22 protein-coding genes are annotated in these 26,284 nt (G+C 71.1%); 11 read left to right on the forward strand and 11 right to left on the reverse strand.

The genetic code is table 11. From position 1 onward, the window contains the following. Positions 1-86: 86 nt before the first annotated feature. The gene (locus tag AB0I15_RS61600; protein ID WP_358118755.1) at positions 87-707 is read left to right on the forward strand and encodes an L-threonylcarbamoyladenylate synthase; all 621 of its coding nucleotides are present in this window, start codon (positions 87-89) and stop codon (positions 705-707) included. Positions 708-1,122: 415 nt separating this feature from the next. Then, complete coding sequence (locus AB0I15_RS61605) at positions 1,123-2,568, forward strand: MDR family MFS transporter (RefSeq protein WP_358118757.1); 1,446 nt, start codon at positions 1,123-1,125, stop codon at positions 2,566-2,568. A gap of 82 nt (positions 2,569-2,650) precedes the next feature. Here the strand turns inward: AB0I15_RS61605 and AB0I15_RS61610 are convergent, their stop codons facing one another. Then, positions 2,651-3,946 (reverse strand): glutamate-1-semialdehyde 2,1-aminomutase, encoded by a 1,296-nt coding sequence (locus AB0I15_RS61610; RefSeq protein WP_358118758.1) that lies wholly within the window; start codon positions 3,944-3,946, stop codon positions 2,651-2,653. Between the two features lie 115 nt (positions 3,947-4,061). Here AB0I15_RS61610 and AB0I15_RS61615 point away from each other — a divergent pair, with 115 nt between their 5' ends. Together AB0I15_RS61615 and AB0I15_RS61620 are read left to right on the forward strand one after the other, a co-directional pair. Continuing rightward, entirely contained in the window at positions 4,062-4,910 is an 849-nt protein-coding gene (locus AB0I15_RS61615; protein WP_358118760.1) for a fumarylacetoacetate hydrolase family protein, read from the forward strand. A 9-nt stretch (positions 4,911-4,919) separates the two neighbouring features. Beyond that, positions 4,920-5,999 (forward strand): AraC family transcriptional regulator, encoded by a 1,080-nt coding sequence (locus tag AB0I15_RS61620; protein WP_358118762.1) that lies wholly within the window; start codon positions 4,920-4,922, stop codon positions 5,997-5,999. A 685-nt stretch (positions 6,000-6,684) separates the two neighbouring features. On the opposite strand, the gene AB0I15_RS61625 is transcribed toward AB0I15_RS61620, so the two are convergent. The 6 genes from AB0I15_RS61625 to AB0I15_RS61650 are packed head-to-tail and all read right to left on the reverse strand — an operon-like array spanning position 6,685 to position 13,412. Continuing rightward, complete coding sequence (locus AB0I15_RS61625; RefSeq protein WP_358118764.1) at positions 6,685-8,031, reverse strand: transcriptional regulator; 1,347 nt, start codon at positions 8,029-8,031, stop codon at positions 6,685-6,687. Beyond that, on the reverse strand, positions 8,010-8,816 hold the full coding sequence (locus AB0I15_RS61630; RefSeq protein ID WP_358118766.1) for an amidohydrolase family protein: 807 nt from the start codon (positions 8,814-8,816) through the stop codon (positions 8,010-8,012). The genes AB0I15_RS61625 and AB0I15_RS61630 overlap by 22 nt, the downstream gene beginning before the upstream one ends. Continuing rightward, complete coding sequence (locus tag AB0I15_RS61635) at positions 8,813-9,550, reverse strand: amidohydrolase family protein (protein ID WP_358118767.1); 738 nt, start codon at positions 9,548-9,550, stop codon at positions 8,813-8,815. The genes AB0I15_RS61630 and AB0I15_RS61635 overlap by 4 nt, the downstream gene beginning before the upstream one ends. Further along, the gene (locus tag AB0I15_RS61640; RefSeq protein ID WP_358118768.1) at positions 9,534-11,141 is read right to left on the reverse strand and encodes a heparinase II/III family protein; all 1,608 of its coding nucleotides are present in this window, start codon (positions 11,139-11,141) and stop codon (positions 9,534-9,536) included. Before AB0I15_RS61640 ends, AB0I15_RS61635 begins: the two co-directional genes overlap by 17 nt. Beyond that, positions 11,138-12,139, reverse strand: coding sequence for a Gfo/Idh/MocA family oxidoreductase (locus AB0I15_RS61645; protein WP_358118770.1), 1,002 nt, complete (start codon positions 12,137-12,139; stop codon positions 11,138-11,140). The genes AB0I15_RS61640 and AB0I15_RS61645 overlap by 4 nt, the downstream gene beginning before the upstream one ends. Then, complete coding sequence (locus tag AB0I15_RS61650; protein ID WP_358118772.1) at positions 12,123-13,412, reverse strand: sugar ABC transporter substrate-binding protein; 1,290 nt, start codon at positions 13,410-13,412, stop codon at positions 12,123-12,125. The genes AB0I15_RS61645 and AB0I15_RS61650 overlap by 17 nt, the downstream gene beginning before the upstream one ends. Positions 13,413-13,611: 199 nt before the next feature. Here AB0I15_RS61650 and AB0I15_RS61655 point away from each other — a divergent pair, with 199 nt between their 5' ends. From AB0I15_RS61655 to AB0I15_RS61665, 3 genes are read left to right on the forward strand one after another with little or no spacing between them, the layout of a single operon-like run. Continuing rightward, on the forward strand, positions 13,612-14,499 hold the full coding sequence (locus AB0I15_RS61655) for a sugar ABC transporter permease (RefSeq protein WP_358118774.1): 888 nt from the start codon (positions 13,612-13,614) through the stop codon (positions 14,497-14,499). Continuing rightward, positions 14,496-15,329, forward strand: a complete 834-nt coding sequence (locus tag AB0I15_RS61660) for a carbohydrate ABC transporter permease (RefSeq protein WP_358118776.1) — start codon at positions 14,496-14,498, stop codon at positions 15,327-15,329. Before AB0I15_RS61655 ends, AB0I15_RS61660 begins: the two co-directional genes overlap by 4 nt. 36 nt (positions 15,330-15,365) lie before the next feature. Then, positions 15,366-16,904 (forward strand): hypothetical protein, encoded by a 1,539-nt coding sequence (locus AB0I15_RS61665; RefSeq protein ID WP_358118778.1) that lies wholly within the window; start codon positions 15,366-15,368, stop codon positions 16,902-16,904. Between the two features lie 9 nt (positions 16,905-16,913). Here the strand turns inward: AB0I15_RS61665 and AB0I15_RS61670 are convergent, their stop codons facing one another. Next, positions 16,914-19,781 carry a SpoIIE family protein phosphatase gene (locus tag AB0I15_RS61670; RefSeq protein ID WP_358118779.1) on the reverse strand — a complete coding sequence of 956 codons (2,868 nt, stop codon included), beginning with the start codon at positions 19,779-19,781 and terminating at the stop codon, positions 16,914-16,916. A gap of 197 nt (positions 19,782-19,978) precedes the next feature. On the opposite strand from AB0I15_RS61670, the gene AB0I15_RS61675 reads away from it, so the two are divergent. Together AB0I15_RS61675 and AB0I15_RS61680 are read left to right on the forward strand one after the other, a co-directional pair. After that, entirely contained in the window at positions 19,979-20,575 is a 597-nt protein-coding gene (locus tag AB0I15_RS61675; RefSeq protein ID WP_358118782.1) for a class I SAM-dependent methyltransferase, read from the forward strand. Positions 20,576-20,749: 174 nt separating this feature from the next. Beyond that, entirely contained in the window at positions 20,750-21,190 is a 441-nt protein-coding gene (locus AB0I15_RS61680) for a hypothetical protein (RefSeq protein ID WP_358118783.1), read from the forward strand. Between the two features lie 26 nt (positions 21,191-21,216). Here the strand turns inward: AB0I15_RS61680 and AB0I15_RS61685 are convergent, their stop codons facing one another. Together AB0I15_RS61685 and sigJ are read right to left on the reverse strand one after the other, a co-directional pair. Then, positions 21,217-21,588 carry a hypothetical protein gene (locus AB0I15_RS61685; RefSeq protein WP_358118785.1) on the reverse strand — a complete coding sequence of 124 codons (372 nt, stop codon included), beginning with the start codon at positions 21,586-21,588 and terminating at the stop codon, positions 21,217-21,219. 96 nt (positions 21,589-21,684) lie between these two features. Next, entirely contained in the window at positions 21,685-22,644 is a 960-nt protein-coding gene (gene sigJ / locus AB0I15_RS61690) for an RNA polymerase sigma factor SigJ (RefSeq protein ID WP_358118787.1), read from the reverse strand. Positions 22,645-22,792: 148 nt separating this feature from the next. Between sigJ and AB0I15_RS61695 the strand changes: the two genes are divergently transcribed. Both AB0I15_RS61695 and AB0I15_RS61700 read left to right on the forward strand, forming a co-directional pair. Next, the gene (locus AB0I15_RS61695) at positions 22,793-23,299 is read left to right on the forward strand and encodes a carboxymuconolactone decarboxylase family protein (RefSeq protein ID WP_358118789.1); all 507 of its coding nucleotides are present in this window, start codon (positions 22,793-22,795) and stop codon (positions 23,297-23,299) included. Positions 23,300-23,350: 51 nt separating this feature from the next. Continuing rightward, positions 23,351-23,785 carry an ester cyclase gene (locus AB0I15_RS61700; protein ID WP_358118791.1) on the forward strand — a complete coding sequence of 145 codons (435 nt, stop codon included), beginning with the start codon at positions 23,351-23,353 and terminating at the stop codon, positions 23,783-23,785. 51 nt (positions 23,786-23,836) lie between these two features. Here the strand turns inward: AB0I15_RS61700 and AB0I15_RS61705 are convergent, their stop codons facing one another. Next, positions 23,837-25,999: a transglycosylase domain-containing protein gene (locus AB0I15_RS61705; RefSeq protein ID WP_358118793.1), complete on the reverse strand. Its 2,163-nt coding sequence runs from the start codon at positions 25,997-25,999 to the stop codon at positions 23,837-23,839. Positions 26,000-26,284 lie beyond the last annotated feature (285 nt).

The following is a 26,284-nucleotide window of genomic DNA, read 5'->3' on the forward strand; positions in this document are numbered from 1 at the left end:
TGTGACGCCACGGCCGGCGGCTCGCGCGGGTGCGGCTCCCTGGGGCGCGTGCCGGCGATGCCGGGCCCGCTTCTAAGATCCAAGGTGTGGCCAAGTATTTCGATGTGCATCCGGACAACCCCCAGCCTCGCCTGATCAGCCAGGTCGTCGGGCTTCTGCACGGGGACGGGCTGATCGCGTACCCGACGGACTCGTGCTACGCCCTGGGGTGCCGGTTGGGCAACAAGGAGGGCATCGACCGGATCAGGGAGATCCGCAGTCTGGGCAGCGACCATCACTTCACCCTGGTCTGCAGGGACTTCGCCCAGTTCGGCCAATTCGTTCATGTGAGCAATGCGCTGTTCCGCCTGGTCAAGGCGGCGACTCCGGGCGGTTACACGTTCATCCTGCCCGCGACCAAGGAGGTGCCCCGGCGGTTGCTGCACCCCCGGAAGAAGACGGTCGGCGTCCGGATCCCCGATCACGTCGTCACCCAGGCGCTGCTGGTCGAGCTGGGCGAGCCGCTGCTGTCGAGCACGCTGCTGCTGCCCGACGAGACCGAACCCATGACGCAGGGCTGGGAGATCAAGGAGCGGCTCGACCACGTGGTGGACGCCGTCATCGACTCCGGCGAGTGCGGCGCCACGTCGACGACCGTCGTCGACCTCTCACAGGGTGAGCCCGAGATTCTCCGCCGAGGCACGGGAGACCCGTCCCTCTTCGAGTAGCCCGGCCCCGCGCCGCCACCCTGCACCGCCCGCGCCGCTCTGCGCCACCCTGCACCGCCCGCGCCGCTCTGCGCCACCCTGCGCCACCCTGCGCCACCCTGCACCGCCCGCGCCGCTCTGCGCCACCCTGCACCGCCCGCGCCGCCATCCTGTGCGCCCACCTTGTGCCGCCGCCCCGCACCACCGCCTGAAAGCATCCTGGCCCCTCGGTCATCGTGCCTGGGCGGCGGTGGGGTGTTCGCCTGCCGGGGAAAACGGGGTGATTTTTCGTGTCACTTCCCGGAATGTTGTGGGCGGGCGATGAGTTTTGTCGGTGGCGCCGGTCAGTCTGTGCATGACCACAACTTCGTGTGAGACCGAAGACCGGGACGCCGGCCTTGTCCGTGTTTCGTCCGACAACCCCGATCGAGGTACCGTGACCAGCCCCCAGCTCGACTCACCCGCCAAGCCGGCGGCCACCGCTTCAGGCCGCACACCGGCCGTGATCCGACTGCTGGTGCTCGCCACGTTCGTGGTCATCCTCAACGAGACGATCATGATCAACGCCATCCCGCGGTTGATGAGCGCGTTGAGCATCAGTGAGCAGACCGCGCAGTGGCTCTCGACCGCGTTCATGCTGACCATGGCCGCGGTCATCCCGATCACGGGGTGGTTCCTGCAGCGGGTGTCCACCCGCGGCGCCTACACCACCGCGATGGGCCTGTTCCTGCTCGGCACGGCGCTGGCCATCGTCGCGCCGACGTTCGAGGTGCTGCTGGGCGCCCGCATCATCCAGGCGTCCGGCACGGCCGTCATGATGCCGCTGCTGATGACCACGCTGATGCAGGTCGTGCCCGAGGAGGACCGGGGCCGGGTGATGGGCAACGTCACCCTGGCCATCTCGGTCGCGCCCGCGATGGGCCCGGCGGTCTCGGGAGTGATCCTCCAGTTCGGGTCCTGGCGCCTGCTGTTCGCCGTGGTGCTTCCCATCGCCGCCGTGATCACGTGGAGCGGCCTGAAGCGGCTCGAGAACATCGGCACGCCCCAGATCAGCAGCATCGACTGGTTCAGCGTGGCGGCCGCCGCGGCCGGCTTCGGCGGTCTGGTCTACGGGCTCAGCCGGTTCGAGGGCGGCGACGTCCGCGTGGCCGCCGCGATCGTGGCGGCCGGGCTGGTCGCCATCGTCGTCTTCGTGCTCCGCCAGCTCTCGTTGCAGAGGCGCGGCGTGCCGCTGCTCGACCTGCGCACCCTGCGCCACCGCACCTACACGGTCGCGCTGATCCTGATGTCGGTCTCCTTCATGGCGATGCTCGGCTCGATGATCCTGCTGCCGCTCTACCTGCAGAGCGTCCGCGGGCTCAACGCCCTGGAGACCGGGCTCCTCGTGATGCCGGGCGGGCTCGCGATGGGCCTGCTGGGTCCGACGGTCGGCCGCCTGTTCGACAGGTTCGGCGGCCGGGTGCTGGTCATCCCGGGCGCGATCGGGATCATGCTCGCGCTCGCCGGCTTCACCCAGGTCTCGATGACCATGCCCTACTGGCAGATCCTCGCTCTGCACGCGCTGCTGATGGTGAGCCTGGCCGCGACCTTCACCCCGGTGTTCACCCTCGGGCTCGGGGCGGTCCCACCGCGGCTCTACTCCCACGGCAGCTCGATCCTGAGCACGCTGCAGCAGGTCGCCGCGGCCTTCGGCACCGCGCTCGTGATCACCGTGATGAGCGCGCGCGCCGACGCCCTGGAGTCCGCGGGTGTCGCCGAGACGGTCGCCGCCCTCGACGGCATGCGGCTGGCCTTCATCATCGGCGCGGTGCTGTCCGTGGCCGTGGTCGTCACCGCCCTGCTCCTCCCGGCGCGGGCCGACAACGCCGGCACGCACGCCTGACGCCGGCGGCGTGCGCGACGCCGCCATGCACGCCGCCATGCACGCCACCATGCACGCCACGGCGCACGCCGTGGCGCGCCGGTCACAGAGAGGTCAGCGCCGCCGAGAACGCCTCGACGGTGGCGGTGACGTCCGCCTCGGTGTGCGCGGTCGACAGGAACCACAGGCCGCGCGGCACCATGTTGACCCCCTGGTCGAGCAGCGCGGCGTGCAGGCGGCCCATCATGGCCCGGTCCGTCGCCGCGAAGTCACGGTAGTTGCGCACGGTGGACGCCTCGGTGAAGTAGATCTGGAAGACCGGCCCCGGCCCGTCGACCAGCAGCGGCACCCCCGCCTTGGCCGCCGCCTCCGCCAGGCCGCGCATCAGTTGCCGGCCCCGGGCGTACAGGGTGCCGTACACCTCGTCCCGCTGCTCGTCGAGGATGCGCAGGGTGGCCTCGGCGGCGGCGATGCCGATGGGCTGGGAGTTGAACGTGCCGGCGTGCGCGACCTTGCCGGAGGAGATGGCGTCCATCACGAAGGCGCGGCCGGCGAGCGCCGACACCTGCATCCCGCCCGCCATCGCCTTGCCGAACACCGAGAGGTCCGGGGAGACGCCGAGGTACTCCTGGGCGCCACCGGGGGCGAGCCGGAAACCGGTGATGATCTCGTCGAAGATGAGCAGGCTGCCGTGGTTGTCGCAGAGCTCGCGCACGCCCTGGAGGTAGCCGGGGTCGGGCTCGATGGCGCCGGTGTTGCAGAGCACCGGCTCGGTGACCACGGCGGCGATCTGCCCCGCGTGCTCGTCCATCAGCCGGGACAGGGCGCCGAGGTCGTTCCACGGGCAGACCACCAGGTCGGCGGCCTCCGGCTGGCCGGCCGTGCCGGGTACGGCAGCGGGACGGTCGGCGGGCCCGGCGGCCTCCAGGGGCGGGTGCACGCTGTAGAGGACGGGGTCCAGCCATCCGTGGTAGTGCCCCTCGAACTTGAGGATCTTGGGCCGTCCGGTGAAGCCGCGGGCCAGCCGCCAGGCGGCGTGCACCGCCTCCGAGCCCACCGTGTTGAACCGGACGCGCTCGGCCGAGGGCACCATGGCGCAGAGCCGTTCGGCCACGCGGGCCTCCGCCGCGTGCTGCGCGGAGTAGACGATGCCGCGGGCCACCTGAGCGGTGACCGCCTCGACCACCGCGGGCGGGCAGTGGCCGAGCAGCGCCGGCCCCTGGCCGAGCACGTAGTCGAGGTAGGTGTTGCCGTCGGCGTCCCAGAGCCGCGCGCCCGCCGCCCGGTCCACGTAGAGCGGGACGCCCGCCATGCGGCGGGCGTCGCTGGAGACGCCGCCAGCGATGTAACGCTGGGCGGTGGTGAACAGGTCGCGGCTGACGTCCAGAGTCCGGGTCATGCCGACCATCAAACGGTCAGACCTCGCCTGGCCACAAGAAAGAGGACAAGAAGCGGGTTGTCAGCGCAAATTTCGGTGCTTGTGGTGGTCGCGGGCCCTTGATGGGGTTACGGCCATGTTCCTTGGACGTATTCGGCGAGACCCCTCCGCCCCCGTCGAGCTGGTGGCCCTGCACGCGGACGGTGGCCTGCTGAGCCTGGCCGACCTCGGCGACGACCCGGTGGCCGCCCTGCACACCTACGGGCTCGACCGGCTCACCGAACTGGTGGCCGCGCGGTCGGCGGGGCCCGTGCTGGACCAGAGCGCGGTGCTCTTCGAGCCGCCGGTGGCCACCTGTACGAAGATCTGCTGTCTGGCCCTCAACTACCGGGCGCACGCGGAGGAGAGCGGCATGGAGGTGCCGCCCGAGCCGGTGCTGTTCTTCAAGCCGCCGTCCGCGCTCACCGGCCACAACCGCCCGGTGGTGGCGCCGGCCCGCACCCGGCACCTGGAGCACGAGGTGGAGCTGGCGGTCGTCATCGGCAAGGTCACCAGGGACCTGCCCGCCGAACGCTGGCGCGAGGCCGTGGCCGGCTACACCGTGATCAACGACATGACGGCCCGGGACCTGCAGCTCGTCAACATCGGCAGGAACGTCCCGTGGGACCAGTCGAAGGGGTTCGACACCTTCGCCCCGGCCGGTCCGTTCCTCGCCACGGTGGACGAGGTGCCGGATCCGCAGTCGCTCGACCTGGTCCTGGAGGTCGACGGCGAGGTCAGGCAGCAGGCGAACACCAAGCAGATGGTCTTCGGCCTCCCCCGGCTGATCGAGGACCTCTCCGACGGGATGACGCTCATGCCCGGAGACCTGATCGCGACCGGAACCGTGGCCGGCATCGCCCCGCTCAAGGACGGCGACACCATGAGGGCGACGGTGGCGGGAGTCGGCACGCTGGTAAATACGGTCAAATTTCGGCCGGCCTAAAGTAGAGGCATGGACTACGCTGTGGCTGCCCTGGTGGACATCGACGACTACTTGGCGTCCGAGCAGGCTCGGGGAAGGTCATGGGCGCGCCGCCAACTCCAGCACGCCGACCAGGTGGTACGGGCGGCCACCCGCGGCCTCCCCGGGGCCACCTGCCGCCCGCGTCCGCCGGAGGAGTGGCTCGTGCTGATGACCGGAGCCGACCCCGACGCCCTGATGAGCGACGCCGCCACGCTGGCGGAGGAGGTACGCGCGCACATGGTGCGCGAGACGGCCTGGACCGCCACCGTCAGCCTCGGCTCACCGAGCCTGGGCGGCCCCGGGGCGGCCGAGCGGGACGCCACAATGGCCAACGACTACAAGCTCGTGCTCGGCGGCGACCGGGTGATCGCCCCGCCGCCGCCCGCGCGGGTGGCGCTCGCGCCTCCCGTCCGCATCGAGCAGGAGCTCTCCAGGCGGGTACGAGCCGGCGACCGCAACGGCGCGGCCGGGCTCCTGGCGGGGTGGGTGGACCGGTGCGCCCGCGAGCCGGACGTGGACCCGCGGACGCTGCGCAACTGGCTCATCGGGCAGTTGCTGTTCGTGGTGGACGTGGCCAACCGGTCCAGGCTGACCGACGGCTCGACCGACTGGGTGGAGGCGTGCGCCCGGCTGCCGATCGAGGACATCGTCTCGGTCGGCGACATCCACGAGCGCTCCTACCTGCACATCTGGCTGCGCGGGACGCTCGGCCGGCTGATGCCGCCGCCTCCGCGCCGTGACGTGCTCACGCTGGCCGAGAAGTACCTGGCCGAGCACTACACCGATCCGGGGCTGCGCCTGGCTACCGTGGCGGAGGCGGTGAGCGCGAGCCCGTTCTACATCTCACACCTGTTCGCCGAGGAGCGCCGCACCACGTTCCTGCGCCACCTCACCGGCCTGCGGCTGCAGCACGCGCGCCGGCTGCTGGCCACCTCGCCGCTGCCCGTCGAGGTGATCGCCGCCCGCACCGGCTACCTGAGCGCGAAGGCCCTGCGCGGCGCGTTCAGACGGCACGTCGGCTGCTCCCCGACCGAATACCGCCGAGCCGGACTCCGCTCCGGCTCCTGAAGGAGCACCACAAGAACCCGGCGACCACCACCCTCGACGACCCAGAAGAGCCGGCCACCCGGCCGCCCGGAACGGCCCTGCGGGTGCTGAACACCACGGACATGGCCACATCGCACGCGGACCCGTCCACGAGCGAGCCGAGCGCAGTCCAGGGGGCGGGCACGGCGGCTGACACGAGGGCGGACACGAGGAGCGGGCACGGGGGCGGGCACTAGGAGCGGGCACGGGGGCGATCGCCCTGGGCATGAACGTCGATGACGGCTGACGGCCGCCCGGGGATCCGACCGTCGCGCCCGCAGCGGCCCGCTCACCCGGCGGACCCGCGCCATCCTCGGCCCGAGGATCGAGCGGGAACCCGGGCCGGCCGAGCGCATCCGGAAACTGGCCCGCAGCCGGTCCGCCGACGTGTTCGTGATCGTCCCGAACTCGGCGGCGACGCGGCGATCGTCGAAAAGGCCCGCCAGGCGAGCGCGGGCACCCGACGACCGCGGGTATCCGGTGATCGCGATCACCTCGTCGGCCCGCACCGCCCAAGCCGCCAGGCGCGGGTGCCGAGGGAGCGGCCCACGCCCCGGGCGGCGACGCGCAACGACGCCCTGGTGGCCGCGTGCGGCGGCCGGGGGCGCCCAGGAAGTGCCTGTGGGAGTGCCTGGGGGTCCTGGGAGTGGCTGGGGGGAGGGATCGGTCAGGCCCGGACGAGCCGGTACGGCTGGCGCGGTCGGCCCGCCTGGGCGCCCTTGACGGGAGGGATGGGCCAGGCCAGCCCCTCCTCCACCAGGCTCTGCAGCACCCGGCGGGCGCTGCGCGGCGCGATGGCCAGCACGTCGGCGACGATCTCGGCGTCCACCACCATCGCGTCCGGCCCGTCGTCGAGCTTCTCGATGAGCTGCTCCAGCAGCTTGGCGGCCTTGGTGGCGACGGCGGGCTCGGCCTCGGCGCGCCTGCGCCGGCGGACCGGCAGTGACAGCACGGCGCCGTCGACGCCCACCAGGAAGGCCGCCGCCGCGCCCGCGTTGCGCGCCTTGTCCACCGCGACCTGGGCGTTGGCGTCGGCGTCCCGGGCGGTGCCGCCGAGGCCGATGCCGACCTCGACCTCGACGCCGATGTCGGAGCGGATCCGGTCCATGAACGGCGCCGCCCGCAGCCCGTCGGTGGCCTGGCCGAGCGCGCCGAGGGTGGCGGTGACGACGTAGCTGTTCTCGTCGCGGGGGGCCACGGTCGCCCCCATGAGCCGGGCGTCGGCCAGCAGCGCCTGGTGGAGCTTGAGCTTGAGTTCCTGCTGCCAGTAGTTGCCGGGCCCCGAGTAGCCGGGCCGCGCGGAGGCGGCGAGTTTGACCACGACGATGGCGATCTGCGCCTCCTCGAGCCTGCTGCCGGTGCCGAGCAGGGCGGCGGTGTTGAGGGCCAGGCGCAGTGTGTGGGAGGTGGGCATCATCCGCAGGGCGGGCACCCCGGCGGCGGCCAGCGCCTTGGCGACGCTCCTTATCGTGGTCAGCGCCGCGGTGGTGGCGCCCTGCCGGTAGAGCTGCTCGTGGAAGCCGATGAAGCCGCGGACCGACTCGGGCCTGTCGTACTCCGACAGGTGGACGCCCTCGGTGCTCACCCCGATCTCGCCGTAGGCCTCGTCGACGTCGGCGGCGGGCAGCGAGTCGATGCTCACCCTGGCCGGGTCGACGCCCTGGGTGAGCACGCCGCGCAGGAGGCTGGCGTAGAGGCCGGCCCCGCTCATCGGGACGTGCGTGGCGGGGACGGGCAGCTCGCCCGCCTGCCGGGCGAGGTCGTGCTGGAGCGGGCCGGTGAACAGGACGACGTCGATGCTGTCGGCGATGCGCGCGAACTTCTCGTACGTCTCGTGTTCCCCGGCGTGCGGGGCGCCCACGAGCCGCCAGTCGGCGGCGGCGGGCAGGTCGGCGCCGACCATCACGATCTGCTCGACGAGGTCGTGCGGGCCGACCACCCCGATCCCGACCCTGGACCGTGTCTCGGGACGCAACCGATCCATGTTCTTGATCACCCCAGTCCCGAACGCCATCGAAGCAGGCGGGTCATCGTTCCCCCGAGCACCGCCGCCCGGTCCTCCTCGGCCAGATCACTGAAGATTACCCGGCCGAGCGACATCCGAAGATCGATGAACGGGAAGTCGGACCCGTAGACCACCCGGTCCGGGCCCACCTCCCGCACCATTCTGGAGATGTCGGCGCCGGTGTTGAACGACCCGCAGACCTCCAGTATCACCCCGGGCCGCCGCAGCGCGACCTCGATCGCGGCCTCGAAGCCGAGCGGCGTGGCGCCCGCGTGTCCCGCGAGGATCACCACGTCCGGGTGGTCCGCCGCCACGTGGTCCACCATGGGCAGGTCGTTGTACGGCGAGCCGTCGTAGGTGTGGGTGAGCACGGGGCAGCCGGTGCGCTGGGCGAAGTCCCACACCGGGGCGTAGCGCGGGCCGGTGAGCGGGTAGTCGTGCAGGTCGGGGTGGAGCTTGATGCCGCCGAAGCGCTCGTCGTCGCCCCACCTGTCCAGCTCCCCCACCGGATCCTGCCAGGGGTTGACGGTCAGGTAGCCGGTGAAGCGGCCGGGCGCGAGGTCGACCGCCGCGGCGGTGGCGGCGTTGCCGGCGGCGGCGTCGAGCTGGATCGCCAGGTGGCTGGAGATGACGGCGTGCGACACGCCGCACCGGTCCATGACCCTGACCATCGCCTCCGGTCCCGCGTCGGGGATGAAGAACAGGCTGTACGGGCCGGCGTGCGCGTGCGCGTCGACGATCCGGACGCCGGTCTGGGGGCGCCGCTCCCGCAGCGCGGACACGAGCGGGTTCACGCGGCCTCCGCCTTGAGCAGGCCCAGCAGGGTGCCGGAGCCGATGGCGGCCACGGCGTCGTCGTCCAGCTCGGCCCAGAGCAGCCGGGTGACGGCCTCGGCCGGGTCGCGCAGCGGGGCTCCGGTGCCGAAGACGAGGCGGTGGGCGCCGTACCGCTCGGCGAGCCATTCGAGCCCCCGGTGCGAGGACAGGTTGGCCAGCCCGAGGTGCACGTTGCCGGTGCGCGACAGTACGCCGGCGGCCTGCCTGAGCAGGCGGTAGCCGAGCGAGCCGACGACGATCGGCAGGCCCGGGTGCGCGTCGGCGACCGCCTCCACGGCGGGCCAGGCGATCTGCGGCGCGTCCACGAGCAGCGGCAGCCCGGCCTCGGCGATCGCGGCGAGCATCGGCGCCGCGTCCCTGCCCGCCAGGTCGTAGCCGTGGTCGGCGGGGTAGGCGCGGACGGCCCGGACGCCCCCGTCGAGGGCGGCGGCCACGAACCGGGCGGGGCCGCCCATCTCCCCGCAGGTGTCGGGGAGCAGCACCCAGCAGGGGTGCAGCCTGGGCTCCGCCGCGACCAGGCCGAGCAGTTCCCTGTTGCCCGTCGCGGGGTCGTGCAGCCAGGACAGGGTGTGACCGACCACGGCCTCGGCGATGCCGAAGCGGTCCATGTCGGCCAGGGCCCGCGCGACCGTGCCCGGCCCGGCGTCCCTGCGGGGGTGGCGGCCGAGCATGGCGTCAGCGTCGATGAGCATGGACCGTCCATCCGTCGGGGACCGAGGGCGGCTCGTCGCGGTAGGGGAAGACCCCCACGGTGAAACGGCCGTCGCGGCGGCGCAGGCCCAGCGAGTGGATCTCGCCGTACTCGGCGGTGCGCGTCAGCGGGTCGGGGATCCTGGCGGGGCCGCTCCCGTACAGGACCTCGTCGGGTGGGTCGAGGGGGACGACGAGGAGGCCCGGGCCGCGGCTGCCCGCGTATCCCCCGTCCCGCTCGGTCCACGGCGAGAGGCCGTGGATCTGCCAGATCGCCTCCGCGTCGATCCGGTCGGTGATCACCCAGTACGGCGACGGCCCCTTGACGAACCGGATCTCGCGGTCGTGGCGGGCGCCGTAGCCGTGGTGGTGCCCGGCGAAGACGTCGGCCTCCGGCGAGACCGAGAACAGGTCGCAGGCCGCGCGGCGGTCCTCGGTGTACTCCTCGCCGGGCACCAGCAAGGTGTTGTGCGCCCTGGTCGCCTGGTACCAGTCGTAGTAGCCGGGGTCGTCGTAGGACGGCGGGCCGCCCCCCTCCCAGGCCAGCGGCACGCCCCAGCCGGACAGCACGAAGTCGAGCGCGGCGTGGTGGCTGTGCGGCTCCAGTTCGTGGCCGACGTAGGGGCCGTAGTTGACCACCGTGTGGAAGTGGTCGTGCCGGAAGGTCGCGTAGCCGCTGGCGGCCAGGTTGTGCGAGCCGTCGGCGGGCAGGTCGCCGTCGAGCCAGACGACACCGCTGTCCTGGAGGTGCGGCACCCAGCCCGCGGGGGTCGCGAGGACCGCCAGCCAGCGGCGCATGGCCTGGTAGCGCGGGTGCGCGTCGAGGCCGGGTTCGACGGCCGCGGCCCGGCCGAGACCTTCGAGGCACATGCCGTGGTAGCCGGGCGAGCGTTCGTGGTGTCCGCCGTCGGCCCGTACGTCGTGCTCCAGGTGTTCCAGGACGCGGGCCGTCGCGACGGCGGCCCATCCGGCCGACTCGGGCAGGTCGGCGAAGATCCGGGCGGTGTGCAGCAGTTCGCAGGCGGTGGCGAACTGCCAGTTGCCGTACCTGAACGCGTCGTGCTCCTCGGCCGCCCACCGGGCGCCGCCGAGGACGGTCTTCATCATCCGCAGCCAGCACCCGTCGCTCAGCGCGGGCTCGTCGCCGAAAACGGCCAGGGCCTCGGTGACGTACATGGCGCGGGCCCGCACACCGAGGGAGTACCAGACCACGTCGAGGCCCGGCCAGTCGCCCCGGACCTGGTCGCGGCCGTCGTACCACTGGCGGAACAGGCGGTCCCACTCGGCGGCGTAGCGCGGGTCGCCGGTCTCGGCGTAGGCCGTGACCAGCGGGCTCATCCAGCGCAGGTAGTGGAAGCCGTACAGGCGGGAGCGGCCGTGGCCCTTGTCGAGGAAGTCGACCTCGGCGCCGAGCAGCTCGTCCGCCCCGGCGGCGGGGAGCGCGGCGGGCACCGGCCGGGGCCGCCGCCGGCGCCTGGCCTCGGCCACGTCCGGCGCGCCCAGCGCGCCCAGCAGCGCCTCGTCGCTGATGTGCCGCATCCGGTCGCGGTCGACGTGCGGCGGCTTCTCGACGTACGTGATGTCGTCGCTCATGCGGGCTTCACCGGCAGCCCCGTGCGGGCGGACTCGTGCGCGGCGGCGAGCACGGCGGTGACGTGCCGCGAGCTCTCCACGCTGACGAGAGGCTCCGCACCGGTACGGACGCAGTCGACGAAATGGTGGATGGCGTCGCGGTAGGCGCCCGCGGGCACCCCGTGGACCACCCGCTGGAGCATGTTCCTGGGGTAGGAGTAGGCCTGCTCGGTGGCGAGCTGGATGTTCTCCTTCTGCCGGTCGAGCTGGATGACCCCGGACTCCCCGGCCACGGTGACGTAGCTGTCCACCATGGTCGGGAAGGTGCTGGGGTAGATCCAGGCCGACTCGAACGTGGCCACCGCGCCCCGGGAGAACCTGGCCTGGATCTGCATGGCGTCGGGGGTGTCGATGCCGAGGCCGCGCAGTTTGCCGTGGCGGGCGGTGGCGAAGACCTCCACCACGTGGTCGTCGTACAGCCAGGTGACGAGGTCGATGTCGTGGCTGGACAGGAACCACGCGCAGGTGGTGCGGTCGGCCCAGCCGATCATCTCGGTGGGCACGTGGATGGTGTCGTCCTTGCGGGCGTAGCCGACGACGGGCTCGCCGATGAGCGGCATCTGCTCCTTGGCCTGCGCGTACGCGGGCACCCAGCGGTGGTTGAACAGGCACATCGCGCTCACGCCCGCCTGCCGGATCGCGGCGACGGAGCGGTCGGCGTCCTCGACCGTCGTGGTGAACGGCTTCTCGACCAGGATGTGCACGCCGGCCTCGGCGGCGGCCACCATCACGTCGGCGTGCAGGTGGTCGGGCGTGGTGATCGACACGGCGTCCACCGTGCCGGAGGCGAGCAGTTCCCGGTAGCCGGGGTGGACGACCGCCTCCGGGGCGTGTTCCAGGGGCCGGCGGGCGACCGCGGTGATCTCGGCGTGCGGGTGGGCGGCCAGGACCTCGGCGTGGCCGCGACCCATGATCCCGGCCCCGATGATCCCGATTCTGAGCTTAGGCAAGTGCGTCATTCCATTGCTTCTCGGCGGCTTGGAGTGCTTCTTCGGCGGACTTGGAGCCCTGGAGGAAGGCCCTCAGCTCCTCGGCCAGGGACTCCGACAGCTCCATGTCCTTCTGGGTGCCGAGCGGGGTGTACTCCAGTTTCGGCAGCCCCTGGACGATGACGCGGCGGGCCACGTCCATCGGGTCGTCGCCGCCGGTGCCGGCGAAGAAGGGGTCCTTGGTCGAGGAGATCGTCGAGGGGTAGATGGGCACCAGCTTGCAGAAGGCGAGCTGGTTGGCGCCGTTGGCGAAGAACTTGACGAACTCGGCCGCGGCCCGCTGGTGCTGCGAGGACTTGGGGATGGCGAAGGTCTGCTGGGCGAGCAGCAGGTAGCCACCGGTCTCGGTCCGCACCGGCTCGGTGACGACGAGGTCGTCGTAGATCTCGGGCGCGTTCTTCTGGATGTTGAGCAGCGTGGCGGCGAAGGTGCTCGCGGACAGGGCGAGCTGGCCGTTGTCCAGGCTCTGCGGGAAGTTGCGCACGTCCTTGGAGACCGCGCCGGGCGCGATGGCGTGCTCGTCGTAGCTCTTCTTGAAGCGGCCGAGCAGCTCGGCCGTCTCCGGGGTGTTGAACGCGGCCTTCTTCTTGTCCGCCGACAGCAGGTCGATGCCGTAGTAGCGCAGGACGGAGGCGGCGTTGATGCCGGGGATGTCGTTGGTGCCGTAGACCTTGGTCTTCTCGTAGACCTTGCCGGCCAGGGCCAGCGCCTCGTCGAACGTCTTCGGCGGGGCCTTCTCGTCGAAGCCGGCCTTGGTGACGACGGACCTGCGGTAGATGCCCACCGGGGTGCCGCCGTTGTACCAGGGGATGGCGTAGAGCTTGCCGTCCACGCGCAGCGGCTCGACCAGGTTGGGCTGGAAGTCGGCCAGGTCGGCGGGTTTGATCAGGGTGTCGAGCGGGGCCAGCGAGGGGACGAACCTGCCCAGGTCGCTGGAGGCCAGGTTGACCGCGTCGGGCACGTCGCCGCCGGCCACCGCGGCGAGCAGCTTGGTGGCCATGTCCTGGCCGGGCACGTCCACCCACTTCACGGTGACCTTGGGGTGGTCCTTCTGGTACTGGGCGATCAGGCCGTCGATGTAGGCGCCGTAGTTCTTCTTCAGGTTGATCGTCCAGAACTCGACCTCGCCTTCGAACGGCTGGTCGTCGGCCGTTCCCGCGGTGCCGCCCGACGTGCCGGCGACACAGCCGGACGTCAGGAGCGCCAGGGCTAGCGCTCCTGACCTTAAGGCGCCTCTTCTCATCACCGCAGACCTCCAGGCTCTTATGGCCGTCCTTAATGCCTCTTTCGGCACCTTGGCAGTCCGCCGCGTCTACCGTCAAGTCTCTGGTGACGTGGACCTTGACGACTTTCGTACGCCGTTTATAGGCTCCGTCCACATTCTGGCCAGTTTTTATAGGAACTTCGGCCAGCACAATTAGGTTCTGAGGGATGTGATGCCGATGGCCATCAGTCGGATCCCGGGACAGCGCTGGTACACGCCGTACCTCTTTCCGATCCCGGCCCTCGTGCTGTTCGGCGTCTTCTTCGCCTGGCCGGCGATCACCGCGCTCCAGCTCTCCTTCACCGACTACGACGGCGTGAGCCCGCCCGTCTTCGCCGGCCTGGACAACTTCGCCAGGATCCTCGACGACGCCCGGTTCTGGACGGCGCTGCGCAACTCGCTGCTGTTCCTGCTCGGACTGTTCCCGCTGCTGGTCGTGCTGCCGCTGCCGCTGGCCGCGCTGGTCAACCAGAAACTGCCGGGGATCAGGACGTTCCGGATGCTCTACTACCTGCCCGTCGTGACCTCGATGGTCGCGGTGGCGGTGGCCTGGAACTACGTCTTCCACCAGCAGGGCGTCCTCAACTGGCTGCTCACCGGCTTCGGCCTGCTCGACGAGCCCGTCCAGTATCTCCTCGACCCCGGCTGGGCCCTGCCCGCGCTGATCCTCGTGGAGGGCTGGAAGAGCATGGGCGTCTACATGATGATCTACCTCGCCGGCCTCCAGACGATCCCCGCCAACCTGTACGAGGCCGCGCGCGTCGACGGGGCCGGCGCCTGGCGGCGGATGTGGAGCATCACAGTGCCGCTGATGACGCCCTACATCGCGGTCGCGATCACGATGGCCATGCTCGACGCCATGCAGGCGTTCACCACGGTGTTCGTCATGACCAAGGGCGGCCCGCAGGACGCCACGCTCATGCTCGGCTACTACATCTGGTCCGAGGCGTTCGAGAAGTACGACATGGGCTACGCCAGCGCCGTCGGCCTCGTCCTGTGGGTGCTGCTCATCGTCATGGCCCTGCTCAACTATCGGCTCACCGGCGGAAAGCAGGCGGAGCGTTGACCCACAGGCTCGGCTTCTACGCGCGGCGCGCGGGCATGTACGTGCTGCTCGTCGCGATCGCCCTGATGTTCGTCGGCCCCTTCCTGATCCTGCTGTCGGCCGCGCTCAAACCGGCCGGCCAGGCCGTCTTCTCCTTCCCGCCCGACATCATCCCCCGGCCGCCGGTGCTCACCTGGGCCGAGGAGGCGTGGACGGCGATCCCGTTCCTGCGCTACCTGCTCAACTCGGTGCTCCTGGTGGGCGTGACGGTGCCGCTGTACATCCTGGTCTCGGCGCTGTGCGCCTACCCCCTCGCCCAGATGCGCTTCCGGGGCCGGAGCCTGATCTTCTTCGCGATCCTCGCCACGATGTTCATGCCCGGCGAGGTCATGCTGCTGCCCAGGTTCCTGGTGGTCTCCCAGATCGGGATGGCCGACAGCTATCTGGGCCTGATCCTGCCCGGCGTGCTCTCGGCGTTCGGGATCTTCCTGCTCCGCCAGACCTTCGCCGGGGTGCCGCGCGAGGTGGTCGACGCCGCCAGGACGGACGGCTGCCACGAGCTGCGCATCTTCTGGCACATCATGCTGCCCGCCGCCCGGCCCACCCTGGCCGTCCTCGGCGTCTTCGGCTTCATCTCGGTCTGGAACAGCTTCATCTGGCCGATGGTCGTGCTCAAGGACTCCTCGCTCTACCCCATCGCGCTGGGCATCGCCTACCTGGCGGGCATCACCGGCACCGACGTCCGCAGCCTGGCCGCCGGCACGGTGATCTCGATCCTGCCGGTCATCGTCTTCTTCATGCTCATGCAACGCCATGTCCTGGAAGGCATGCGCGGTGCGGTCAAAGGCTGACACCGCGTTCCACCCCCCTCTCGGAAGGTTCGTTCCATGCATCTGTCCCGCAGGCAGTTCACCACCGGCGCCCTGGCCATGGGCCTCCTGGCGCCCCTCACCGGCACCGCCCGCGCCACGGCCGGCCTCGACTACACCGCACGCGAGACGTTCGACCTGTTCGACCGGACGTTCCACGCGAGCGGCGGCGCCGGGCAGCCGGGCGACACCAACGAGGCCGGCGGGCTGGCCTGGGGGCAGTCGTACGTCCTGGCCGGCTTCATCCGCATGTACGAGGCCTACCGGGACACCCACTACCTGGACCGGCTGATCACCAACATCGACCTGGTGCTGGCCGGCCGCGACTCGGTGCGCGGGGTGCGCGACTACCGTGGCCGCTCGCTGCCGGCCTGGCGGGCGATGGCGCCGTACACCGTCGGGACCGTCACGCTGAAGGACGCGAGCGGGACGCCGCTGCTGGAGGTGCGCAGCTCGCTCACCTACGCCAACGACGCGGTCGCCACCGTCACGGCGGGCGGCTCGGCGGACCGCTTCACCCTGGAGGTCAGGAACAACCGGACCAACCTGGTCGCCACGTTCCCCGACCTGTCGCTGGACCCGTCGGCGGCCGACTACGCGGTGCGCCGGATCCTCGACGCCTTCCCGACGCCGACGCGGGTGACGGCCAAGGACCTGCGGCCGTCGCCGTCCGGCAACGCGGTGCCCGTCCTGGGAGCGACCCCGTTCGTCTCGCAGCCGGTCGTCTTCACCGTGCACACCGGGATGATCACCTACCCGATGGCGACGTTCGCCAAGATCGTGCTGCGTGACCCCCGGCTGCTGGCCGTGGCGAAATACCGGCGCAAGGCGGTCGAGTACCTGAAGGCGGCGCGGGACGCGGCGGCCGCGCACGACGACGAGTGGCGCCAGACCGACGACGGGTACGGATACTTCGTCTGGAACAAGGGCACCCCGCTCGGCTACGACGGCACCGAGCAGCCCACCAACCAGAGCCTGGCGCTCGGCCAGACCTACGCCGAGCTGGCGGCGGCCACGGGCGACCCGTTCTACCGCGACCGGACCCGGCGGATGGCCCGCATGTTCGCCCGCGAGCTCACGGTGGACGCCGACGACGCCTACGTGTGGTCGTACTGGCCCGCGTTCGGCAGGACGTACGCCGGCTTCGCCAAGGCCGACGGCGTCTCGGAGTACACCCCGTCCAGCAACCCGGTCCGCACCGTCGAGGATCTCAGCCACGGCGCGATCGACGCCGAGTTCGCCGCCGCCGCCTTCCGCGCCAAGCTGGCCTTCACCGGCCGGGACATGGCCAGGTTCGCGCGCACGTACAGCAGGAACCTGATCGCCCCGACCGGCGCCGACGGCCACCCGACCGCCTACCTGCGCGTCGACGGCACGGGCAGCACCACCACCCCCGGGCAGTACCTCCAGGCCCCCCGCTGGATGGCGGTCGCGCAGTGGGACGACGCGGTGTTCACCCACTCACGCTCGATCTACGACGCCCGTGCCGTCGAGCCGCAGTACGGCTCCTACCTGAGCTCCGTCGCCTACCTCAACTGGCACGCCCGCCGCCGGTAAGCGGCACGATCACAGGTCGTCGGCGAAGAAGGAGAACGCGGGTGACGGTTCGTTCTCGTCACCGGTCAGAGGCTGCTCGGCCCAGATGACCTTGCCGCGGCGCGTGTAGCGAGTGCCCCAGCGCTCGGCGAGCTGCGCGACCAGGAACAACCCGCGTCCTCCTTCATCGGTATCGCAAGCCCGACGCGGGCGTGGGGAGGTCTCGCTCGCGTCGGACACCTCACAGATCAGCGTCCGGTCCAGGATCATGCGCGCCTGAATGGGTTCGCTGCCATAGCGGATGGCGTTGGTCACCAGCTCGCTGAAGATCAGTTCGGCGGTGAAGGCCAGCTCCTCGTGATCCCAGGCGGCGAGCTGCCTGGCGATCTCGGTGCGCAGGCCGGCCACCGCGGCCGGGTCCGACTCCAGGTCCCAGGAGGCGATGTGCCCGGGCTCCAGCGCACAGGTCCGGGCGACGAGCAGGGTGGCGTCGTCGGTGAGACCGCCGGGCGGCACCGCGGCCAGGACGGACGTGGCGGTCTGCTCGGCCGTGCCGCCGGCCCGCTCCAGGGCCAGGCGCAGGCGTTCCGTTCCGGTGAGAGGGCCGCTCTCCCGGTCGTCGGCCAGGAGCCCGTTGGTGTAGAGCACGAGCCTGCTGCCCTCGGGCAGCTCCACCTCGGCCGTCTCGAAGGGCGGGCCCCCGAGCCCGAGCGGCTCCCCCGGGGGCAGGTCCAGGAACTCCACCGCGCCGCCCGGGTGGACGACCGCGGGTGTCGGATGGCCCGCGGACGCCAGGGTGCAGCGCCGGGACGTGGGGTCGTAGATCGCGTACACGCAGGTCGTCCCGGTGACGCCGGATCCGGCGTCACGGGCGGCGAAGTCCCGCAGCAGGCGGCTCTCCTCGCTGCCGGCCTGCTCGTGCTCCTCCTGGCTGAAGCGGCGGACCAGATCGTCCAGATGCCCGAGGATGTCCGCGGGCGGCAGGTCGAGGGCGGCGAAGTTGCCGACGGCCGTACGCAGGCGGCCCATGGTGGCCACGCCCTGCAGGCCGCGCCCGGCGACGTCGCCCACGACCAGGGCGACGCGGGTGCCCGGCAGGCGGATGACGTCGAACCAGCCGAGGTGGGCCGCCGCCTGCGCCGGGACGTGCCGGTGCGCCACCTCGACCGCGCTCTGCTCGGGCAGGCTGCCGGGCAGCATGCTGTGCTGCAGGGCCAGGACCGTGGCCCGTTCCCGCGTGAAACGGCGGGCGTTGTCCACGCAGACCGCCGCGCGGCCGACCAGCTCCTCGGCGAGGGAGACGTCGTCCTCCTCGAAGGGCGGGGACGCCCCCAGCCGCATGTACGTCGCCAGCCCCAGGACCCTGTCGTGGGCGAGCAGCGGGACGGCGATGAGTGAACGGATCCCGTTCCCGGAGGACAGGCTCGCGTCACCGGCCGTGGCCGTGCCCGGGTGCGGCCACAGCACGGCCTCCTGCGCGAGCAGGCAGTCGGCCTGCGGGGAGAACGGGAGGTAGTGGACCGCGTCGCCCACGCCGACGGGGAACAGATCCTCCCGGTCCGGGCGGGACGCGACGCGGCACATGTCGGTGTCCACCTGGTCGGAGGGCTCCTCCCCGCGCAGGACGCACTCGTGCAGATCGACCGTGACGAAGTCGGCGAACCGCGGAACCGTCATCTCGGCGAGCTCCTCGGCCGTGCGCGTCACGTCGAGCGTCTTGCCGATGTTCGTGGCGACCTCGTACAGGAGCCTGATACGCCTGCGGGCTGCGGCGGCGAGCCTGCCGACGCCCGGCTCGCCGAACAGGAACAGCCACGGATCGGCCGGCACCTGTGACTCCACCGGCGACTCGGCCCTCGGCGCCGGAACGAAATTCGTACTACCGCTCGAACCCGCGCCGTTCCCCGTCGCCGCCGCCTCCGCGGCGTCCGGTGGGGTCAGGCGCCGGTGGCCGGGGGCGAGATCCGGGATCTCGGAGAGGGTGACGTCGGAGAGCCGCTCCCATGGGCCGCCCTGGATTCTCACCTGCGCCACGACGCCGACCACGCCGGCGGGCTCGGTCATCGGCACCGAGCGCAGAACGGCGACCCGCCCCCGGGACAGGGGGACCTCGACGGCCGCCCGCTGCCCGTGCGCGATCAACTCGGTGGCCTGCTCCTCCAGCCGGAAGCGGTCGTCCTGCGGCAGGTCGCGCAGGAACGGCCCCACGTCCTCGGCCGACACCGGGCAGGGCAGGTCTCCGGCCCGGAGGAACGCCTCGAACAGGGAGCGCTCGCGCTCGTTGCTGTGCTCCAGGAGCCGCCGTTCGATGTCCTGGGCCAGCCGCTGGACCAGGACGCTCATCGCCAGGTCCTCGCGCTCGTTGGGGCTGACTATGCTCACGGCGCCGCGGGCGTGGCCGGTGAGCGGGTCCAGGATCGGGACTCCGGTGGCGGTGAACGGCCGCACGCAGGGGGCCGGATGTTCGAATGCGGTGACGCGGAACAGCCGCTTCTCGCACAGCGCGGTGCCGGTGCCGTTGGTCCCGAGGAGGTCTTCGGAATATCCCACTCCGGGCACGGCCTGCACCTTGTCGAAGAATCTCCGCATCTCGGGGTCGCTGAGGTAGCGGAGCAGCAGGGTCGCCTGGTCGTCGACGAGGAGCAGGGCCGCGTTCGCGTCGGCGACGATGTGCTGCGCCCGTTCCAGGATCGGCCGGGCCATCCGGATCAGGAAGCTGTCGGGGTCCAGCTCTATCGGGTCGGTGAAACCCAGTTTCTCCGGGGCGCGCCCGAACTCCTGGCATCGCCGCCATGACCTCAGGATGGCGGGACGCACGCTCTGGTCCACCTGCTCGCCCTGAAGGAACCGCTCGAAGACCTGCTCGGCGGGTCCGTCACTGTCCCGGATGTCTGCCACTTGGCTTACCCCCGACGCACCTCTTCAGGATTCCGAATCAGCACAGCCGCTACACCACCCCCCACATTCCGACATTCTATGACAATCTATGACAATTCCCCGTGAGACGGATCTGGAACCTCCGGCGCCGCGCTCGACCGTCCCCGGATGCCGCCGAACGGTGATCGCCAACCGGAGGTGTCCGGCAGGATGACCGCATGACAGTGACGGACGCCAAGCGGTGGAACCACAACATCCACTACCACCCTCGCATCCTGGGCGCGGTCCCCGACGGCGCCCGGCGCGCCCTCGACGTCGGCTGCGGCGAGGGCATGCTCTCCCGCGCGCTCCGGCGGGCCGTGCCACACGTCACCGGCATCGACCTCGACGCGCTCAGCCTCGGCCAGGCCCGCGAACATCCGGACGACATCGACTACGTCCTCGGCGACTTCCTCACCCACTCCTTCGAGCCGGCCTCGTTCGACGTCATCGCGTCGGTGGCCACCCTGCACCACCTCGACGCCGCCGCCGGGCTGGCCCGCATGCGCGACCTGCTGCGCCCCGGCGGCGTCCTGGCCGTCGTCGGCCTGGCCCGTAGCGACATGCCTCACGACCTGCCGCGCGACCTGGCCGGAGTCGTCGTCGGCACCCTGCACCGCGTCGCCAAGGGCCGCTGGGAGCATCCGTCGCCCATGGTGTGGCCGCCGCCGGTGACGTACGCGCAGATGCGCGAGCTGGCCGCCGAGATCCTGCCCGGCTCGGAGTACCGCCGTCACCTCCTGCTGCGCTACAGCATCGTCTGGCGCAAGCCCTGATCACGCGTCCGGGCCCGCCGCGACGCCCGGTGCCGGTGGTGCCGGTGGTGCGGGCGAGACGTGCCGGATGGAACGCGCCGAAGGATTGATTTACGCTACGGAGGCGCTCTCTGCTCTTCCCCGTTCCACTGTCTTGCCGACCGTACGTGCACGCCTGGACTCGGAGGGAAACCCATGCGCGTCCGCCGATTGCTCCGCCCTGCCCTCGGTGCCGTCATTCTGCTGGCCACGACGGCTCTTCTCGCCCCGGCCGCGCACGCGGCACAGGGGGCCGTCCGCGTGGCCGCCCTGCTCGACCCGCCGACCGTGAGCTCCACGAGCTGGGGTTACCTGCGTGTCTTCACCCAGCCCCCGTACATCAGCCCGCCCGTGTCGGTGACGGCGACGGGTGGCGTGCCGCCGTACTCGTACGCGTGGCAGAAGATCAGCGGCGACCACGCCACCAACGCGGCCAGCCCCACGGGCAGCAGCACGGGCTGGCAGCGCCCGATCCCGCCGAACGGCCACAGCGGCGTCTGGTCCTCGCAGTGGCGCTGCCTCGTCACCGACAGTCTGGGCATCATGGCCTACACGCCCGTCGTCAGCGTCACGTTCGAGTGGGAGAACGGCGACTGACCCGCACGGGACGGCGGGTGCCCGCCCTACCGGCCCGCTGGGGCGGCCGCCCCAGCGGGGTGGCCGGTCCAGACCCGGCCGAGCTGGAGGACGCTCATGCCGAACATCAGCACGCCCAGGGGGACGTGCAGGGTCTTCACCTGCGCGATGCCCAGCGCTATCTGGGCCAGCGTGAGGCCCAGGAACACGGCCGCGTACAGGATGGGCCTGGGCGGGCCGCCGCCCGGCCGCCACACCAGGATCGCGGTGGCCAGGTGCAGCACGGCCACGGTGAACACCCCGTACGCCGAGATGCTGTGCAGCAGCCGTCCCCCGGGCGAGGACAGCAGCAGTCCGGCGGTGATCGGTGCGGCGAAGAGGGCCAGGGTCTGCAGGGCGACCGCGACACGCAGGAACATGGGTGACTCCTTGGAGGCTACGAGACCGGCGACGCCGCCCAGGACGGCGTCTCAGTAGCCCGACGGCGCAACCGTGAGGAATGTGAGGCGGCCCGGTCAGCCTCGCTCCCCCACCGTCCACGGCCGGAGCTTGTCGGGGTTGCGCACGGCCCAGATGTGCCTGATCCGGTCGCCGGTCACGTCGAACGCCGCCACGACCACGGTGCCGCCGTCGTGCTGAGCCACGAGGCCGGGCCGGCCGTTGACCGTGCGCTCCAGGATCGTCAGGCCGGGTGCCTTGCGCGCGATGTCGACGACGTAGCGGGCGATCTTCTCGCCGCCTTCGATCGGGCGGAGCGCGGCGCCGACCAGGCCGCCGCCATCGGCGATCACCGTGGCGTCGGGGTCGAGCAGGCCGACGAGGGCCTCGATGTCCTTGGCCTCCCAGGCCTGCTTGAAGTCCCTGACGATGCCGGCCTGCCGGGCCGCCGGGGTGGCGGGGGCCTGCGCGTCGCGGATGCGGCGGCGGGCCGAGGAGGCGAGCTGGCGGCAGGCCGCCGGGCTCCGGCCGACGATCTCGGCCACTTCGGCGAAGGGGTAGCGGAAGACGTCGTGCAGGATGAACGCCACGCGCTCGGCCGGCGTCATCGCTTCCAGCACGACGAGGAAGGCCATGTTGACCGACTCGTCGAGGGTGACCCGGTCGGCCGGGTCGGCGGTGACGACGTCCGGCCGACCGGTGAGCCACTCCCTGGGTTCGGGCAGCGGCTCGGGGATCCATTCGCCCACGTAGGTCTCGCGCCGGGCCCGCGCCGAGGAGAGCAGGTTGAGGCAGACGCGCCCGGCGACCTTGGTCAGCCAGGCGGCGGGGGACTCGATGGCCTCCTGCTGCTGCCGCGACATGGCGTACCAGCGGGCGTAGGTCTCCTGTACGACGTCCTCGGCGTCGGCCAGCGAGCCGAGGAGCCGGTAGGCGAGATTGATGAGCTGCCGCCGCTCGCTCATGATCGCGTTCATGCCGGGATCGGGCCGGCCTCCTCCTGGCTCGGACTGGATGGTCACGGACTGGATGGTCACGGTGTCGTCGGCTCCCTCGGTCGGCTCTGCCCTCACCCCTTCGACAAGACAGCGCGGCGAACTGTGAGGCCGGCGCCCCTCCTCACATTTCGGGGTGCTGCGCTGTCGGACTGGTGAAACCGCTCAAGTCGAGATGGAAGGCTCCTCCATGTCCACGCCTACGGCGACCGAGCAGGACGACGTCAAATCGCGTCTGCCCGATCTCACCCAATTCTTCCCTGAGCTGGCGAAACTCTCCGCGGCGGTGCACAACATCGCCCGGAACGGCGCGGTTCCGCGGTCCACCATCAGCCTGGTCATGCTCCGCGCCGCGCAGGTCGTCGGCAGCACGTACCACACCATCCAGGTGACCCGCGGCCTGCGTCAGGCTGGAGAGACCGAGGAGCGCATCACCGCCGTGGCGACCTGGCCGGACGCCCCCTACTTCACCGAGGCCGAACGGGTCGCGCTGGAGATCGTGGAGGCCGTCCTCACCCCGAACCCGTTCGGGGAGCGCGTCTCCGACGAGTTGTTCGCCAGGGCGTCCGCCCTCTACGACGACAAGGCGCTCTGGACGCTCACCATGGCGATCGGGCACTTCTGCCTGTTCGTGCCCGTCGCTCTCATCGCCAAGCCGATCCCTGGCCGGCCCATCGGGAAGAACTACAGCACGTAGCCCCCGCAGGTCCGGCCACCCTCACGAATCCAGACTCTCAGGAGAGAACTCATGTCAGCAACCACGGCGGCGAGCAACAAAGAGGTGTTCAGCCGCTTCCATGACGCCATCAACAGCGGCGACGCCGAGATCATCGCGAAGGCGATCGACGAGGTCGTCCATCCGGACGTGCTGTTCCACGCGCCGGTGCCGACGGGCGTGACGGGAACGCAGGCGCTCAAACAGGTGTGGGCGGTGCTCCTTCGCGCGTTCCCCGACATTCGCGTGACGATCGAGGATGCGATCGCCGAGGGGGACAAGATCGTCTTCCGGAACACGGTCACCGGGACCCACCAGGGCGAATACCGGGGCCTGCCGCCCACCGGCACATCCGTCACGTACAACGAGATCTTCATCATCCGGTTCGCCGGCGGCCGGATCGCCGAGATCTGGGGCGTGGTCGACGTCTACTCACAGCTTCGGCAGCTCGGCGTCATTCCGGCCTAGGAGCGTCCGACGTCCTGCCGGGCGGGGCCGGGCCGTGGCCCGGCCCCGCCCCTATCCGCCTCCGGCGGTCTGGGCGGTGTCAGAGGTGGTGGTGCCGCGGGGACCGCCGCGATCGCCGCGATCGTCGCGGCCGTCGCGCCTCTCGTCTCGGTCGTTCCCGAACGGGCCGTCGCCCCTGCCGGGGCCGTCGTCGCCGTCGAAGCCGTCGTCCGGGTCGCCGCCGCCACAGGCCGGGTCGGCGGCGCAGGCCGGGTCGCTGCCGAGGTCGTCGTCGCTGCTCTCGGACGGGTCCTGGGTCGGCTTGGGCGTCGGCTTCTGCACCAGGTCGTGCGACTGACCGCCAAAGGTGGGCGCCGGGAACTGCTCGACCGGCTTGCCGTTCATCGCGATCGTCATGAAGTCACGCCAGATCTTGGTGGGCGCACCGGCGCCCTGGATGTTCCCGAGGGAGACCTCCTTGGGCAGGGGGTAGCCGTTGGCGTCCCTGACGACCTTCTTGGTCTTCGGGTCGATCTGCGGGATCTCCTTGTACATCCCGACGGCCGCGGAGAGCTGCGGGGCGTAGCCGACGAACCAGGCCTCCTTGTTCTCGTTGTTGGTGCCCGTCTTGCCGGCGATCGGCCGCCCGCCGGGCAGCGCGGTGCCGGCGGCGGTGCCGTACTTGACCACCTGCTGCATCGCGTAGGTGGCGTCGGCGGCGGTGTCCGCGGTGATGACCGTTCTGGGCTGGCCGGCCTCCTTCATGACGGTCACGCCCTTGAACGTCTTGACCGAGACGACCACGTGCGCGTCGTGGTGGACGCCGCCGTTGGCGAAGATGCCGTACCCGGCGGCCTGCTCGACCGGGGTGACCAGGCCGGCGCCGATGGACATGCCGTACGCGTGCTCCTTGATGGCCTCCTCCAGGCCCTTCTTGTCGATCCCGGCGCCCTCGGCGATCTTCTCGACCTCCTTCAGGCCGACCTCCTGCGCCATCGTGGCGAACGCCGTGTTCACCGACTCGGCGGTGGCCCGGTCGATCTGCACGGCCACGCCCACGTCGTGCGAGTTGCCGATCGGCTTGGTGCCCGGCAGCGTGACCGGGCCCTTGCCGGACACGTAGCTCTTGAGGCTGTAGCCGCTCTCGAGCCAGGCGGCCAGCACGTACGGCTTGAAGGCCGACGCGGCCTGCTTGTAGGCGTCGAAGGCGTTGTTGGTGAAGCTCTTCAGGTAGTCGCGGCCGCTGTAGAACGCGATCACCCGGCCGTTGCGCGGGTCCACGGCGGCCATGTTCGCGCGGACGTGCTTGTCGCGGACGGTGACGAGGTTGGTCTCGACCGCCTTCTTCGCGGCCTGCATCAGCTTCTTGTCGAACGTCGTGGTGACGCGGTAGCCGTCGCGGCGCAGGCTCTCCTTGGTGATCCCCCGCCTACCCAGCTCGCGCTGGACGATGTCGACCATATAGCCGTTGATCCCCTTGAGGGTCTCCTTCTTGTCCAGCCTGGCGAGCTTGGGGAACTTCGCCGTCTTGGGCAGTTGCCCGTACTTCGCCGGGTCGACGATCGCCATGCCGTCGGCGACGTACGCGAACCGCTCCCGGGTCGGCGCCCAGTTCTTCTCCGCCTCCGCCCGGTCGAACGCGTCCGGGCTCTGGATCCGGCCCGCCAGGTAGGCCCCCTCGGCGGGGGTCAGCTTGTTCACGTCCTTGTCGAAGAACGCCTGAGCGGCGGCCTGGATGCCGTTCGCGCCACGGCCGAAGTAGATCGTGTTGAGGTAGTTGGCCAGGATCTGATCCTTCGACATCTCCTTGCCGGCGCGGATGGCCACGAAGATCTCCTTGACCTTCCGCTGGAGCGTCCGCTCCTGGCTGAGGCCGTCGTAATACCCTCGCGCCATCTCCTGCGTGATCGTCGAGCCACCCTGGACCTGCTGTCCGGTCACCGTGCTCCACACCGCTCGCGCGATGCCCGACACCGAGATGCCCGGGTCGGTGCGGAACGTACGATTCTCCGCGGCGATGAAGGCGTCCTGGACATGCAGCGGGATCTTGGAGATCGAAACGATCTCGCGCTTGGTGCCCAGGCGCGCGATCTCGGTCTTGCCGTCCCGGTAATAGATGACGCTGCCCTGCTCGACGGCGTGCCGCTGGGTCTCCAGAGGGAGCGGGGTGTTGGCGTACGCCACCATGATCATGCCGAACAGGCCCGCGGCCAGGACCGTGACGCCGAGGACCACGATCTTCCAGCTCGGGATGAAACGCTTCCAGCCGCTACGGGCAGGCCGGCCGTCGTCCTCGTCGGGCCGCCCTCGCCGGCCGCCGGGACCGTCGCCCCCCGGTCCTCCGGGCCCGCCAGGGCCTCCGGGCCCGCCAGGGCCTCCGGGCCCGCCAGGGCTTCCAGGGCCACCCGGGCTTCCAGGGCCACCCGGGCTTCCAGGGCCCCTCGAACGGTCGTGGGCGCTGCGACATCGCGACCGTACATTTGCTATAGCATCATCGTCAACAGTTGCCTCTTTCGCTGC

This window comes from Nonomuraea sp. NPDC050643 (assembly GCF_040654715.1).
Classification (GTDB): Bacteria; Actinomycetota; Actinomycetes; order Streptosporangiales; family Streptosporangiaceae; genus Nonomuraea.